At 33.2% G+C, this 15,486-nt stretch carries 14 protein-coding genes; 9 read left to right on the top strand and 5 right to left on the bottom strand.

The window, feature by feature from the left end; genetic code table 11:
• The 6 genes from UMM65_RS00005 to UMM65_RS00030 all read left to right on the top strand — a co-directional run.
• A partial coding sequence (locus UMM65_RS00005; RefSeq protein WP_321974395.1) for a transposase occupies positions 1–233 on the top strand: 233 nt, incomplete at its 5' end.
• Between the two features lie 65 nt (positions 234–298).
• Positions 299–637, top strand: a complete 339-nt coding sequence (locus UMM65_RS00010; protein WP_321974396.1) for a hypothetical protein — start codon at positions 299–301, stop codon at positions 635–637.
• A 2-nt stretch (positions 638–639) separates the two neighbouring features.
• A complete protein-coding gene (locus tag UMM65_RS00015; RefSeq protein WP_321974397.1) occupies positions 640–2,751 on the top strand; it encodes a cache domain-containing protein in 2,112 nt (703 codons plus the stop codon).
• Positions 2,752–2,995: 244 nt separating this feature from the next.
• Entirely contained in the window at positions 2,996–3,916 is a 921-nt protein-coding gene (locus UMM65_RS00020) for a sterol desaturase family protein (protein ID WP_321974398.1), read from the top strand.
• Positions 3,917–3,927: 11 nt separating this feature from the next.
• A complete protein-coding gene (locus UMM65_RS00025) occupies positions 3,928–5,172 on the top strand; it encodes a serine hydrolase domain-containing protein (RefSeq protein WP_321974399.1) in 1,245 nt (414 codons plus the stop codon).
• 72 nt (positions 5,173–5,244) lie between these two features.
• On the top strand, positions 5,245–6,075 hold the full coding sequence (locus UMM65_RS00030) for a cupin domain-containing protein (RefSeq protein ID WP_321974400.1): 831 nt from the start codon (positions 5,245–5,247) through the stop codon (positions 6,073–6,075).
• A 97-nt stretch (positions 6,076–6,172) separates the two neighbouring features.
• Here the strand turns inward: UMM65_RS00030 and priA are convergent, their stop codons facing one another.
• Positions 6,173–8,620 (bottom strand): replication restart helicase PriA, encoded by a 2,448-nt coding sequence (gene priA / locus UMM65_RS00035; protein ID WP_321974401.1) that lies wholly within the window; start codon positions 8,618–8,620, stop codon positions 6,173–6,175.
• Between the two features lie 212 nt (positions 8,621–8,832).
• Here priA and UMM65_RS00040 point away from each other — a divergent pair, with 212 nt between their 5' ends.
• Together UMM65_RS00040 and UMM65_RS00045 are read left to right on the top strand one after the other, a co-directional pair.
• A complete protein-coding gene (locus UMM65_RS00040) occupies positions 8,833–9,720 on the top strand; it encodes a dienelactone hydrolase family protein (protein WP_321974402.1) in 888 nt (295 codons plus the stop codon).
• Positions 9,721–9,973: 253 nt separating this feature from the next.
• Positions 9,974–11,203, top strand: coding sequence for a hypothetical protein (locus tag UMM65_RS00045; protein WP_321974403.1), 1,230 nt, complete (start codon positions 9,974–9,976; stop codon positions 11,201–11,203).
• Between the two features lie 71 nt (positions 11,204–11,274).
• On the opposite strand, the gene UMM65_RS00050 is transcribed toward UMM65_RS00045, so the two are convergent.
• From UMM65_RS00050 to UMM65_RS00060, 3 genes are all read right to left on the bottom strand, one after another.
• Positions 11,275–11,691 (bottom strand): VOC family protein, encoded by a 417-nt coding sequence (locus tag UMM65_RS00050; protein WP_321974404.1) that lies wholly within the window; start codon positions 11,689–11,691, stop codon positions 11,275–11,277.
• A gap of 31 nt (positions 11,692–11,722) precedes the next feature.
• A complete protein-coding gene (locus tag UMM65_RS00055; RefSeq protein WP_321974405.1) occupies positions 11,723–12,073 on the bottom strand; it encodes a hypothetical protein in 351 nt (116 codons plus the stop codon).
• A 92-nt stretch (positions 12,074–12,165) separates the two neighbouring features.
• Positions 12,166–12,813, bottom strand: coding sequence for a rhomboid family intramembrane serine protease (locus tag UMM65_RS00060; protein WP_321974406.1), 648 nt, complete (start codon positions 12,811–12,813; stop codon positions 12,166–12,168).
• 148 nt (positions 12,814–12,961) lie between these two features.
• Here UMM65_RS00060 and UMM65_RS00065 point away from each other — a divergent pair, with 148 nt between their 5' ends.
• Positions 12,962–13,846 carry a lysophospholipid acyltransferase family protein gene (locus UMM65_RS00065; protein WP_321974407.1) on the top strand — a complete coding sequence of 295 codons (885 nt, stop codon included), beginning with the start codon at positions 12,962–12,964 and terminating at the stop codon, positions 13,844–13,846.
• Between the two features lie 96 nt (positions 13,847–13,942).
• Here the strand turns inward: UMM65_RS00065 and UMM65_RS00070 are convergent, their stop codons facing one another.
• The gene (locus UMM65_RS00070; RefSeq protein ID WP_321974408.1) at positions 13,943–15,421 is read right to left on the bottom strand and encodes an aminotransferase class V-fold PLP-dependent enzyme; all 1,479 of its coding nucleotides are present in this window, start codon (positions 15,419–15,421) and stop codon (positions 13,943–13,945) included.
• Between the last annotated feature and the right edge of the window lie 65 nt (positions 15,422–15,486).

The following is a 15,486-nucleotide window of genomic DNA, read 5'->3' on the forward strand; positions in this document are numbered from 1 at the left end:
TTACAATCCCAAAAAATATAAAACTCATAAGAATACCTCCATATACACCAGAGTTAAACCCTGCCGAAAAAGTCTGGCAGTGGATGAAAAACAAAACTGCAATGAAACTGTTCAAAGAGGTGAAAACGCTACAAGATAAAATTACTGAGATGGTAAACCAACTAACTCCTGAACTTATAAAATCTATCACCAGTTATCAATTATACACTAAAACATTTTTTGAGTATTTTTAAATCAGAAATGGTATTACAACAATAAACCAAAAAATGCTTTAGGTGAAAGTAGAGATGAAATTGAAATGGCAGCTTATAATTTCCCATATAATACAGCTACAAAAGCAAATATTTATTCAGTGGGGTTGGCATACACCATTCCCATCGATAAAGGCTTGTTTCAATCTATCCAATTGTACAATGATTATTCATTTATGGATAAGGCTATTAATAATTGGGAAAATACACAAATGAATATACTCGGTGCTTTGGTTTCCATAAAACCATTGTACATTTACATAGATTATGCTAGTGGTAAAAATCATCCTTGGTTAACGCCTAATGCTACAAATGCCTTAACTTCAGGGGATTTAACGGGAGATTGGCACCATCGTTTTAATATAAATATTGGAATCTATTATTAATTATGATTAAAAAAATTCTTTATCTAATAGCGTTACTTTTATTTATAGCATTGGCTTATCACGCCTATGAATTGTACTCATTTAATAAAAAACGAAATAAAATAGTTCAGGAAAAAGGGTTGACTACTATGAATTCCCTTAAAGAACAGGTAGATACTATATTAACAGAAATTGTAAACGAAGGACAAAAACTAGCGAATGACTTTGGAGCAAATAACTATACGCCCAAACAAGTAGAAGAAATTATTAAAAAATCTTCTCTAAAAATACCGGCTTTACAAGGTATTACCGCATGTTACGAACCTTATGCCTTTTCAGAGGACACCAAACTCTATTGTCCTTATTTTAACAAAGGAACGGACAGTATAATCGAAGTTGGTGACAGTTATAATTATTCAGATGCTTCCATTGAGGGGACGGATTGGTACACCAATGTTAGGGATAACGGTGCCAAATGGGTAGAACCTTATTATGCTCAAGCAGCAAAAGATTGGTATATAGATTATGGTATTCCGTTCTATTTTACTTCTGGCCCTAAAAAAGGGCAAGTAAAAGGTACAATTACCATGAGTTTTGTAACTAGTGGATTTAAAAACCTAATACTTTCACTGAGTTTAGGAAAAACTGGTTACGGCATAATTACTTCAGAAAAAGGTACTTACTTATCACACCCTATTAACGATTACATTGGCACAACCAACCTAAAAACCATAAGCGATTCACTAGATAATAAAATACTAAAATCCGCCTATGAAGGCTTGTTAAAAGGTGATTCAGGAAATGTGGAATTTGTGGCTTCAAATGGTGAGGATACCGAGCTGTTTTTTTATGATAAAATCCCATCAAATGGATGGGGAATCGGTCTGTCGTTCTCTAAAAACGAACTTTTGGACAGTAAATCTGCCCTAAACCATCGCTATATTAAATTGGCACTGCTTATATCCGCTTTTTTACTGATAATAATTGCCATTTATTTTAACAAGGATTATTTAGACCGTCAAGAAATTTGGCAACTCAGCATTCTGGCCACCGTTTTATTGATTTTTAATATTTTATTGATTGGTTATTTAGAACATACCGGAAGTCGCAGAATTAATACAGATGAGAGCCCGGCAATATCGGACATGGCCAGTTTAGGAAGTTTTGTAAACCAGCAACAAACACGTCGCGATAAATTAAAACTTCCAAAAAATATTACAATTCCTACAGGAATTTTTATACAGCGTATGGCCTTTGAAAACAGTTATAATGTAAATGTTTCTGGGGCTATTTGGCAAAAATATCCTATCGATCTAGTCGATAAAGTAGAAGAAGGCTTTCGTTTACCACAGACCTCGCCCTTTGCCGAGGCTTCTTATATCGAAGAAATGTACCGTAAAAAAATAGATGGTGTTTCGGGCAGCGAAGATTACCTTTTAATTGGTTGGGATTTTAGGGTAACACTACAACAATATCTTAACTATCAAAATTTTCCTTTTGACAAGCGGCATATCAATATTGAAATCGTACCTATTAACAATGAGGATAATTTGATTTTTACACCAGATTTAGCAAGCTACGAGTTTACCAATCCTACAAAAAAACCTGGTCTCAATGAAAATGTAAAGGTTTCTGGAAATAATATTATGAAAAGTTACTTTAACTACTCGGTAGAATCTTATGACACCGATTTTGGTTTTGGTTCAAAAACACTTTTTGAAGATGTTCCTGTACTTCATTACAACATTGATTTAAGACGCATTTTGCTCAATACTTTCGTTACTTATTTAATACCCATTTTTGTAGTACTGGTAATGATGTTCATTCTAATTATTGCTAGTGTAAAAACCAATGAACGTCAGGGAATTATTGAAGGCATGGCCGCTTTTTTCTTTGTATTGATATTCTCGCACATAGACATGAGAAGGGAAATAATTACTGCCGATTTGATATATATGGAATACTTTTATTTTGTAACTTATATTATGATTATGCTTTCCACTTGGAACCTAATTACCTACGCCAAAAACAAAGCACCAATATTTGATTATAACGAAAATCAACTTTTTCAGGCGTCTTATTTTCCTGTATTTTTTCTTTGTATTTTAATTATTACATTGGTGAAGTTTTATTGATATACCTTTACTAAAAATCACATGCTGAAAAGCCACAAATTCACGAATCAATTTTTTATTATGACAGGAAAAATTTACACTAATTTTAAAAAATCAAAAGATTTTTATTTGTGATAATTATTCTTTTAACACAAACCTTATATTAGTGAATTCGTGGCAAAAAAACCTGAAACAAGTCTTAAAAGCTCACCAGCTAGACAAGAAAATGCCATAATTTATTTAACTATTTTCATTACTTTTGGTTATGACCTTTCAAAAAGCCATGGAAATACCAGAAATTCCTAACTTAATCCATTACGCCATTCCGTTTTTTGCAATTACATTGTTAATTGAAGTAATTGTCGATGCCCGTGAAAAAACAAATAGTTACGAAACTAAAGATGCCATTACCTCAATTACTATGGGATTGGGCAATGTTGCTTTGGGACTAATCAGTAAGGTTTTGGTCTTTGCGGCTTTTATTTTTATCTACAATAATTTTAGATTATTTACCATTCCATTTACCTGGTGGGCTTGGGTCTTGATTTTATTTGCCGAAGATTTCTCCTATTATTGGATGCACAGAATTAGTCACACCAATCGTTTTTTTTGGGCTAGTCACGTAATTCATCATTCATCACAACGCTATAATTTGAGTACAGCACTACGACAGTCGTGGACCGGCGGTTTTATGACATTTGTTTTCTGGTTATGGTTGCCATTATTGGGATTCCATCCCGTGATGATTTTAGCCCAAATGTCCATCAGCCTAATTTATCAATATTGGATTCATACCGAACGTATCAAAAAAATGCCTAACTGGTTCGAAGCCATTTTTAATACACCATCCCATCATAGAGTACACCATGCTACCAATCCACAATATTTAGATAGAAACCATGCGGGAATATTTATTATATGGGACAAATGGTTTGGTACGCACGAACCCGAAGTTGAAAAGCCAATTTACGGATTGGTAAAAAATATAAGTTCATTTAATCCGCTATATGTAGCTTTTCATGAGTGGATAAGTTTACTTAAAGATATATTTAACTCTAAAACTTCTTTTAGAAGACGGTTTAATTATTTAATCAAACCACCTGGTTGGAGACATGACGGCAAAGGTATTATTTCTTCTGATTTACGTAAAGAATGGGAGAAAGAAAATTTAAAAACCAAGATATAAAATAAACATCCATGCAAAAAAAGCTAATTCTCTTTTTCGTAATACTTTCTTTTTGTAATCAAGTTTCTGTTGGACAAAACGACGAGAAAAAGGAAACTCTCATATCAAAAATCAATACTATTCTGGAAAGCGAAATAGAACAATTCAACATTCCTGGAGCTGTAATTCTAATAAAAAAAGATGATGCAGCACTTTATAAAAATGCTTTTGGTTATGCACAATTATACGATTTTGGCAAACAAAAATTAGAAAACCCAGAAAAAACAAGTGCAAATCATCTATACGATATTGCTTCCCTAACCAAAGTTATAGGTACTACAACGGCCATTATGCTATTGGTGGATCAAGGCTTTTTAAAAGTTGATAATCCTGTTTGCGACTATATTAAAGCATTTGACACTCCTGAAAAAAGGAACATTACGATTAGGCATTTGTTAACGCACACTGCTGGGCTAATTGAATGGTATCCGTTTTATTACTATTCCGACAATCTTAAAGAAACTTACAAAATAATTGCTGAGCTTCCTTTAAAATATCCTATTGGAAAAAGCAGACATTATAGTGATTTGGGATTCATGCTCTTAGGTCAACTCATTGAAACAGTATCTAATCAGCCGTTAGATAAATTTATGGAAGAACATATTTTTGAGCCATTAAAAATGAAACACACATTGTTCAATCCGCTTACCAAAGAATCAAAGTATAAGATCGCGGCTACCTCACATGGTAATCCTTTTGAAACTCGCATGGTAACCGATGCTTCTCTAGGGTTTAGACCCGATAGCCTTAACCCTGAACAATGGAATGGTTGGCGTAAATACACTTTAAAAGGAGAAGTTAATGATGGAAATGCATGGTATGCCAATCAAGGCGTTTCTGGTCATGCCGGATTATTTTCTACCGTTGACGATTTACAAAAACTAGTTGATGTTTTGCAATACAAAGGGAAATATGGGGAAAATCAATTTATAGCTGAAGAGACCCTAAACTTATTTTTAACGCAAGACGAATATAACAATGGATTAGGTTGGGTAATGGATACTAACAGTGCGATAATCAAAGATGCCCCTAAAGGTAGCTTTGGACATACAGGGTTTACGGGAACCAGTATTGCGATAGTCCCAGAATATAACATATCTGTTATTTTGTTGATTAATCGCCAAAATATGGGATTGTTAAAAAGCAAAAGCTATTATAATTTAAATCCCATTCGTGAAAAAGTATTTAAAGCGGTAATGGAATATTGTAAAAATTAAAAATCACTAATTTAGTGGCTTATAGTATTATTTCTATTTTGAATAAAATAATTTTACATTAATAAAATAAATATGAAAACGAAATTCACATTTTTTATTCTTACATCTATATTATTGTCAGGTATATCAGCAAGTGCACAAGAAATTCCTATTGAGCATCTCAATATGAAATTACAACCAAATCAGCAAGAATATTCTAAAACGATATTGAAAAATGAAATTCCTGGAATAAAAGTTGACCATGTGGCATTAACTGGAAAATTTGTAAACGAAATACAGATGGAAGATGGTTTTAAATATATTTACCTTTTTATGAAGGGCAATGGAAATGTTGTTGCCAATAAAGAGCGTTATGATATTGTACCTGAAACGATTTTTTTACCAAATTCAATTCAGAATATTTCCATCAATGTCACTAAAAATGACACACTACATTTTCTTAAAATTTCCAGTAAATTAACAGAGCAAGATAAGCTAGATTTGGCAGCATTTCCTGAAGAAAATACGCTGAACGTATATTATACAAAATTTGAAGATACCGAAGCGTACACAGAGCCAATTAAAAGTCCAAATACGGTAAGTCGTACTATTTTACCGAATAAATACATTCCGCGTATCGCAATGGGCACCGTTAAAGCCCCAGGACCCGATCATGTTGGTGCTCACGAACACGGTATGTTAGAACAATTGTTTTTAGGACTTGCCGGGAATAATATAATCGTTCATGCTGATGATGCCAAAGTAAATTTACCTGAATATTCTGTATTGCATATTCCACTAGGCTCTAGCCATTCGGTTGATGTAGGTGAAGGTGATGAAATGTATTATGTATGGATGGACTTTTTTAGGGATAAAGCGGGTGAAGAATGGTTAAAAACCCATAAAAAGATTGAGAAAGAATAAATTTGATTTATGAATCTGTTTACTGATTTTAACCGATAAAGAAGACTTAAACCAAAGTTTCACTTAAGAATCAATATACATAGACTATTCAAAACGACTAATAATTATCCACATCCACATTAAACCGTATCGATCTAAAATCTGCAATAGACTGAAAACTATTTTTAATTTTTTGAATAACTGCTTTTGACAGAGCTATTGACTTATCTTGTGGTAACTTTATTAAGATGGTTTTAATATGTTGGTTTCTAATTCTTGAAACAGCAGGGCTTGTTGGTCCTAAAATATTAGTTCCAAAAGTATTGTAAAGCGATTTATACAACCAATCCGCACCCGAATTTACTTTGATATAATCTTTATGCTTTAGTGTGATTTTTACCATCCGCAACAATGGTGGGTATTTATATTGGTGGCGTTCGTACAATTGTTCTTTGTACATTGTAATATAATCATTGGTGGTAACCTGCTGTAATATTTGATGGTATGGATTAAAAGTCTGTATGGCTACTTTACCTCTTTTTTTTGCTCGCCCTGCCCTACCCGATACTTGTACCAACAATTGAAAACTCTTTTCATGAGTTTTAAAATCTGGAAAATTGAGCATATTATCTGCATTTAAAACACCAACTAAGGAAACATTGTCAAAATCCAAGCCTTTTGAAAGCATTTGAGTTCCTACTAAAATATCAATTTCACGAGATTGAAATGCATCTATAATTTTATGATAACCATATTTACCACGTGTAGTGTCCAAGTCCATTCTATCTATTTTATGTTTGGGGAATAGTTCTTTTAATTCCAACTCAATCTGCTCGGTACCAAAACCTTTAGTATCCAATGTCGGACTGCCACAAGCTTGACAAGTATTGGGCATATTTCTATTATATCCACAATAATGACATTGTAATTCGCCCTTAAATTTATGATACGTTAAACTCACATCGCAATTGGGGCATTGTGGTGAAACTCCACAGGTTTTACATTCCACAATGGGTGAATATCCACGTCGGTTTTGAAATAAAATGACTTGTTCTTTTTCATCCAACGCTTCGTTGATTAAAAACAATAATCGTTCAGAAAAATGACCCGTCATTTGTTTTTTACGATACCCTTCTTTGATGTCTACCAATTCGATTTCGGGTAACAAAACATTGCCAAAACGGCGGTTGAGTTCTACCAATCCGTATTTTTTTTGTTCAGTGTTGTAGTAACTTTCTAACGATGGTGTGGCACTACCCAACAATACTTTTGCTTTATGCAAATTCGCCAATACAACAGCGGCATCCCTGGCATGGTAACGTGGTGCGGGATCGAATTGTTTGTAGGAAGTTTCATGTTCTTCATCAACAATGATCAATCCCAAATCAGAAAATGGTAAAAATATGGACGATCGAGCCCCTAAAATTAATTGTGCTTTGTTGGAATTGTGTAAAATATTATTCCAAACTTCCACCCTCTCGTTTAACGAATATTTCGAATGAAAAACAGCAATTTTATTTCCAAAATATTTTTGAAGCCGATTGATTAATTGTGTGGTCAAGGCAATTTCAGGAACCAAATACAAAACTTGTTTATCTTTTTGTAAAATATTATCTATCAGCTTTACATAGATTTCCGTTTTTCCACTTGACGTAATGCCATGCAACAATACCACATCGTTATTTTTGAAACTATCATTTAACTCGTTATAAGTAGTTTCTTGAAATTCAGATAGTTCTTTAAATTTTTCGGTAGCTTCTTGAAAATTAACACGATCAGTTTGAATAGTGTAAATCTCAAAAATTTCTTTTTCAACCAAGGCTTTTATCACTCCCGAAGATACGTTGCTAACTTCTTTAAGTTTTTTCTGTTTTATTGGCTTTTTGGTAGCACCGTGCAACGAAAAGTAGGTCATTACTGCATTGCGTTGCTGGTTTGCCCTACTTAATTCTTCCAATAACTTACTTAGCTCTTCTTGGTTGTTGTAACGTTCATTTAGTCGAATATATTTAATTAATTTAGGTGTATATTGTTCTATGATTTCCTCTCGTAACACAATGGCACCTTTTTTCAATAAATCATTTAAAATAGGTAACACACGCTTTTTGTCTAAAATGTCGCTTATCTTCTGAATCGGTAGTATTTCTTGATGTTCAAGAGCCTCAAGAATTAAGAATTCATCATCAGTTAAAGTTTCATCTTGAATAAATGCTTTATTTTTTAAGACTTGCGTTTCACTTTCCAGTAAAAACGCAGATGGTAATGCAGAACGCAACACCTCGCCTAAAGAACACATATAATAACTAGCTATCCATTGCCAATGTTCTAATTGGTTTTTTGTAATTATTGGGATCTCATCCAAAATCTGAAAAATATCCTTGGCTTCATAGGCTGTTGGTTTTTCTTGATGAATTTCAGCCACTATAGCAGTGTAAATCTTAGATTTCCCAAAAGGAACCGCCACACGCATTCCCACTTGTAAAAAGTCTTTTTCGGCCTCTGTAATACTATAGGTAAATAGTTGTTGTAAAGGTATTGGTAATATAACGTTTATAAAATAGCTCAAAGATGATATAGGTTATTTAAAACTGTTGATTGTTACTGCTAACGGACAATTTATTTTCAGAGGTTAAAGTTAAAATTTTAAAATGTATTAAGGGCTAATACCTAGAGTAATTCATTTCATAGTGAGTTAGATTTACCAACTAGCATCAAATAGCATAAGTTTTACGATTTTTTGTATCTTTATAACCAACGGATAACTTTAAATTTCATAAAATGAAGAAAATTAAAAAAGAAGACATAAATCAAGAAGTTTTTGATTTATACGATAGCTATGCACACAATAAGCTAGATAGGAGAAGTTTTATGAACAAACTTTCAGTTTATGCCGTTGGTGGATTGACAGTACCTTCGTTATTAGCTTTTTTAATGCCTAAATATGTTGAAGCACAAAAAGTACAATTTGATGACCCTCGGTTGAAGTCAGAATATGTTGAATATGAGTCGCCCAAAGGAGCGGGTAAAATGCGTGGGCTTTTAACGAGACCTATTGATAGTACAAAAAAACTTGGTGGAATAATAGTGGTTCATGAAAATCGTGGGTTAAACCCGCATATAGAAGATGTAGCAAGAAGAGCAGCTCTTGAAGGTTTTATAGCCTTTTCCCCTGACGCATTATTTCCACTAGGTGGTTATCCAGGAACAGATGATGAAGGCAGAGAGTTGCAACGCAAAAGAGACCGTAATGAAATGCTAGAAGATTTTATCGCTGCATACGATTTTTTAAAAGCACACAAAGAATGCACAGGAAATGTTGGCGTTGTAGGATTCTGTTTTGGCGGATCAATTTCAAATAAGATGGCAGTGCATATTCCCGATTTAAAAGCTTCAGTGCCATTTTACGGTGGACAACCTGAAACGGAAGAAGTACATAAAATAAAAGCTCCGCTACTACTCCACTTCGCAGAGTTGGATAAAAGGGTAAATGAAGGTTGGCCAGCTTATGAAGCTGCGTTAAAAGAACATAAAAAAACATATACAGCACATATGTACGAGGGTGTAAATCATGGATTCCATAATGATACCACACCAAGATATGACGAAGCTGCAGCCAAACTTGCCTGGAAACGTACAATGGACTTTTTTAAAGAAAAGTTAGTTTAGCTTCAATAAAAATCTTTTAAAAAAAGATTCTATTTATCAATTTACCTTCAAAATTGAAGTTTAAAAACATAAAATAGAAAGATTAATTTATTCTTCACATTAATTTTCTCAAGCCAATATTGTGTAAAACCCTTATTTTATAGGGTTTCCTGATTTTGGCACGATGCTTGTAATTCTAACAACAATAGTGTTAACCAAAACCTATTTATTATGAACCCTGTCTGCCGACAAGGCAGGCTTTAACACTTTAATTATGAAAAAATTTACATTAGTACTCGTAACAGTCCTCTCACTAATCCTTAGTCCGCAATTATTTGCAGATAACAAAACCCATAGTCCACTAATTGAAAAATACGGCTATGATAATAATAAAGCCTTTACGTTTGTAGAAGAAGGAATTACATTTTCTATATTTCAAAATGGTGAGTTCGATTTTTATATCAATCCTAGACGTGGAATGCATGTGGGTATTGATTTAGATGAAGTGAGTATTAGTTATAATTCAGGTTATAATTATGATCCATATGTGCAGTATGACGATTATGGTGCAATTATTCAAATTGAAAATACACCTATCTATTATGATTCTTATGGTAGAATAGTTAGAGCTGGTGATGTTAAAATCAGATATCGCTCTAACCGAGTAAACCGTATTGGTAGCTTAAATATTTACTATAATAACTATGGACATTATTCGTACCACAGAGGCTATGTAAACATATATAACAGACACCACGTGTTTCACCCATACCATAACTTTTTTGCATTGCCGATTTATACTAGATGTATAGTAAGTTATAAGCCTTATAGAAATAGATACAGACCGACGCGTTATAACTATTATTATGGTAAAACACACCATAAAAGAAATTACCGTAAAAGTAATTATAACAGTAAAAGAGGTTACAAGAAAATCGATAAAAGAGTAAGAACGCGTAATTCTAGTATAGCTAGGTCTAATAAAGGAGTTAGTAGAAGAAGTACAAGTGCAAATACAACTAGAAGACAAGCGGTAAAACGTAATAGTTCTACTAGAAACAATAGAAATATTACAAGTTCAAAAAGAGTTGTTGGTAAAACACCAAAAAGAACAGTGAAAAGAAAGATATCTACCGAATCTCGTGTAAAGCAACCTAGAAGAACAGTTCAAAACAGAAGTGTAAAAACACCTTCAAAAAGAGTTGTTAGAACTAGAAGTACGGTACAAAATAGGGTAGATAGAAAACCTGTTAAAAGAACCGTAAAAACACAAACTAGAAAAGCACCTCAAAGAAGTGTTTCTCAAAGAAGTTCTTCAACAAAAAATAGAACTTCGGCACAAAGAACAGAAAGAAAACCTGTTCAAAGAGCTGCAAGAACACAGAGTAGAAAAGCTCCTAAACGAAGTGTTTCGAATAGAAGTTCTTCAGTTAGAAATAAAAGTGCTGTTAAGAGTAATAGAGCTAGTTCGGTAAAACGTTCATCTTCTAAAAGAAGGATGTAAATACTACAAAAAGGGAAAGTAGATAAGAAAAGGGCTTACCATGGTGGTAAGCCCTTTTTATTGTTTGTTATCTAATCGGCTTTAAAAACATCTTCGTTATTCTTAAAGGTTTTAAACTCTACCATATAGTCATTTGGGTCTTTAACGAAAAATGACGTATGCTCGCCTTTTTTATCTTTTAGAAAGGTAATTTCTTCAAACACTTCAATTTGCTGAGCCGTAACCTTAGCATAGAGCTTTTCCCAAACATCGTTACTTACAATAATTCCATAATGAAAAGAGGGTAAAATTTTTCCTTCAAAACTATAATTTTGAAAGCTAAAATCGAATTTGCCAGACTTGGTAAATGTAATTTGATTGCCAAATAAATTGATATCTAGCCAATTTTGAGCAATCCTTCCGAGATCAGCACCTAATCTATCTACATAGAATTTTTTTGTAGCCTCTATGTCTAAACAAGGTAATGACAAATGAAATGGTGCATTCATATGAACATGGAATTAGAATTTACAAATTCAATTAATCCTCATCATCATCTTCAGGGTCATCATCAATGGGTTCATCGTCGTCTTCGCCCTCAAAATCCAACTCTTCATCATCTCCAATGGTACCATCATCATCGATAATATCATCGTCGTCATCGTCATCGCTAGTATCAACGTGATTTTCCATAGACTGTTCTAGCCTAACACTTACTTTTACCAAATAAATGGTGTCTTCTGTTCTTACTTCAACCGCTTCCACAGTTTCTCCCGCTGCATTTTTAAAGACCACAATATCTGAATCGTTATAGCCATCAGGGAATTTCTCAACCAGCATATTTAATATGTCTTCGGTCAGTTTTTTAAAATCGACAATTACTCTTCTCATTTAATGATTCAAAATTTGATATATTAATAATATTCAAAAACAAATGTAGAAAAAAAATGAAATAATAGGTGAAATATTTATTTTTTTTAAAACTATTTATTTATAAGCTTATTTTTAAACACAAACATGAGTATAATCGGGAACGCAAGTATGATTATAATAATTTTATTTTGAATAAAAATTTGCGGATATAAAGCTAATGTTAGTACAAACCCACCTACCGCACCACCTAAGTGGGCACTATGCCCAATATTGCCCAGTTGTTTTTTCATTCCGTAAATTGAATATAATAAATAACCTACACCAAATACATACCCGGGAATGTCAAAAAATGGGAAGAAGATAAATGTTAATCGCATATCAGGATTTAGCATAATACCTGCGTAAATAATACCCATTACCGCACCAGAAGCCCCAACCGCACTGTAATATGGATCTTTTTTATGGAAACTTAATGCCAATGTACTTCCCGCTAAAAGACTACCCAAATAAATTATTACAAATTTTAAAATACCTAAATGGTCAATTACGGGGTCTGCAAAAATATATAGTGCAAACATATTAAAAAACAAATGAGCTTGATCTACATGTAAAAAACCAGATGTAAACATGCGGATCTGTTCACCATTTAAAATGGGACCAATTTGAAATTTATAGCGTTCAAAAAATAATCTATCAGAAAATCCTTTTATGGAAACCAAAACATTTATTACTATTAATGCAATTACTGCGTGATTCATTTGTAGTTAATATTTGGTCAAAGATAATGAACTGATTTAAACTTTTTTCATTTGACAAAATCATTCTTTTATGCTTAAACGTAAATCAATTAATCCTATTCAAAATTATATACCGATATTTGCCCAAGGTTAATCTTAATATTTTACTGTGCAATTTTTAAGCTTTATACTTATATATCCTTTTATTTGGCTGCTGTCCATATTGCCGTTTAGGGTGTTGCATTTTATTTCTGATGGGTTTTATTATTTGTTATACTATGTTGTCGGCTACAGAAAAAAAGTAGTTTTTGATAATCTAAAATTAGCATTTCCCGAAAAAACCGATAAAGAAATTACACGTATCGCTAAAAAATCTTATAGACATTTTGTAGATGTTTTTGTGGAAATTATAAAACTATTTACAATTTCAGAAAAACAGTTGTTAAAAAGATATAAAATCGGCAATATTGAAATACTAAAAGCACTTGAAAGAGAACACAGAAGTAGTATTTTAATGGGCGGACATTATGCCAATTGGGAATGGGTTTTTCTGTTAAATACCAAAATAAAATTTAACGGTTATGCGGTTTATAAAAAGATAAATAATAGGTATTTTGATAAAAAGATAATAGAAACCAGAGGACGTTTTAATACTAACTTAGTCAATACAAAAAATGTTTTTTCTGTGATAACAAAAAACAATAAAGAAAACAAATTATCGCTTTACGGATTTTTAGCGGATCAATCTCCACAAGTACATAAAACACATTATTGGTCTCATTTTTTGGGGGTTGACAACTTACCCGTACACACCGGAGCCGAGTTGTTGGCAAAAAAACATGATTTTCCCATAGTATTTTTTAAAACAAAAAGGGTAAAACGCGGTTATTATGAAGTTAATTTTGAAATGATTACCAAAGAACCTCGTTCATTTAAAGATTATGATATTACCGATATTTATTTGCGAAAAGTAGAGGAACAAATAAAAGAGGCCCCCGAATACTACTTTTGGACACATAAAAGGTTTAAGCACAGGGGGAAGAATCTAATATAGAAGTATTTTAATATTCAAACCCTTCCGTCTTTTATCCTTAAAAAAGGATTAAATCCACCTTCCCTTGACCAAGGGAAGGAGCCACAGGAATTATTTTTAGTTTTCAAACCACTTCTCTACCAATTCTTTTTCAAACTGGTCATTACCAATAAATTCAAATTCGTTGGAAACAGGGTTGTACTTATAATCGTTTTTCCACTCATTAAAATTAAGGCAAAGTTCTTTAATGCTTTTGCAGACAAAATCTATTTCTTCATCTGTAATTGTAGGGTGAATGGACATTCTGATCCACCCTGGGCGTTCTAACAAGCAACCTTCTTCAATTTTTAGTTTATACTGTTCAGAAGTCGGTAAGTCAATATGCAGTAGAAAGTGTCCGTACGTTCCGGCACAAGAGCAACCACCACGGGTCTGAATTCCAAATTTGTCGTTCAATAGCTTGACACCAAGATTATAATGTAAGTCATCAATGTAAAAAGAGAAAATACCTAATCTATCTTCGTGCTCTTCAGCCAATAGATGTAAATTATCAATACTTTTTAATTCAGAGAAAACCTTTTTATTAATTTCATGTTCACGAGCCAGAATTTTTTCAGTACTCATTTTTTCTTTTAATTGAATTGCCAGTGCAATTTTTATAGTTTGTAAAAACCCAGGTGTACCTCCATCTTCACGCAATTCAATATCCTCGATATATCTGTGGTCTCCCCATGGGTTGGTATAGGTTACCGTTCCACCACCAGGATTATCGGGTACTGTGTTGTGATAGAGTTCATCGCAAAAAACCAATACGCCAGAAGTACCTGGACCACCCAGAAATTTATGTGGGGAAAACAATACCGCATCTAACCTTTCAGCTTCGTCTTCAGGATGCATATTTATAGGAACATAAGGTGCGGAACAGGCAAAATCTACAAAACAATAACCGTTGTAAGCATGAACCATCTTTGCCATTCTGTGATAGTCAGTTCTAATTCCTGTCACGTTTGAACATGCCGTAATCGAGGCGATTTTTTTCTTTCTATCCTTGTACTGTTCCAACAATTTTGCAAAGCTATCAAAACAAACCAAACCCGTTTCTTCACAGGGAATCACCTCCACATCCGCAATGGTTTCCAACCATGAGGTATGGTTGGAATGGTGTTCCATGTGGGTTATAAAAACAATAGGTTTTAAATCATCAGGCACCGTCGTATAATCTCGCATACTTTCAGGAACACGTAAGCCTAAAATACGTTGAAATTTATTGATAACACCCGTCATTCCTGTACCTGAGGTAATTAAACAATCACTATCCTTTGCGTTTACATGTTGTTTAATAATTTCCCTCGCTTTGTGGTAAGCATGAGTCATCGCCGAACCCGTAATGGAAGTTTCCGTATGTGTATTGGCCACAAATGGACCAAAATCGTTCATTAATTTTTCTTCTATGGGGCGGTATAATCTTCCACTTGCGGTCCAATCGGTATAAATAACCTTTTTCTTACCGTATGGCGATTCAAAATATTGGTCAATTCCAATAATATTTTTTCTGAATTGTTGAAAATAGGACTCTAAGGAAGATTTATTTGACATATTTTCTATATATTATTTTATTAAAAGATAAATAATAAGTGCGAGAACACCCCTTAAATCCCCCA

Origin of the sequence: Aureibaculum koreense, assembly GCF_034296135.1 — a bacterium.
GTDB lineage: Bacteria > Bacteroidota > Bacteroidia > Flavobacteriales > Flavobacteriaceae > Aureibaculum.

Coding starts and splice junctions, on each gene's coding strand:
- UMM65_RS00010 (WP_321974396.1), top strand. CDS start 299: ATGGCAGCTTATAATTTCCCATATAATACAGCTACAAAAGCAAATATT.
- UMM65_RS00015 (WP_321974397.1), top strand. CDS start 640: ATGATTAAAAAAATTCTTTATCTAATAGCGTTACTTTTATTTATAGCA.
- UMM65_RS00020 (WP_321974398.1), top strand. CDS start 2,996: ATGACCTTTCAAAAAGCCATGGAAATACCAGAAATTCCTAACTTAATC.
- UMM65_RS00025 (WP_321974399.1), top strand. CDS start 3,928: ATGCAAAAAAAGCTAATTCTCTTTTTCGTAATACTTTCTTTTTGTAAT.
- UMM65_RS00030 (WP_321974400.1), top strand. CDS start 5,245: ATGAAAACGAAATTCACATTTTTTATTCTTACATCTATATTATTGTCA.
- UMM65_RS00040 (WP_321974402.1), top strand. CDS start 8,833: ATGAAGAAAATTAAAAAAGAAGACATAAATCAAGAAGTTTTTGATTTA.
- UMM65_RS00045 (WP_321974403.1), top strand. CDS start 9,974: ATGAAAAAATTTACATTAGTACTCGTAACAGTCCTCTCACTAATCCTT.
- UMM65_RS00050 (WP_321974404.1), bottom strand. CDS start 11,691: ATGAATGCACCATTTCATTTGTCATTACCTTGTTTAGACATAGAGGCT.
- UMM65_RS00055 (WP_321974405.1), bottom strand. CDS start 12,073: ATGAGAAGAGTAATTGTCGATTTTAAAAAACTGACCGAAGACATATTA.
- UMM65_RS00060 (WP_321974406.1), bottom strand. CDS start 12,813: ATGAATCACGCAGTAATTGCATTAATAGTAATAAATGTTTTGGTTTCC.
- UMM65_RS00070 (WP_321974408.1), bottom strand. CDS start 15,421: ATGTCAAATAAATCTTCCTTAGAGTCCTATTTTCAACAATTCAGAAAA.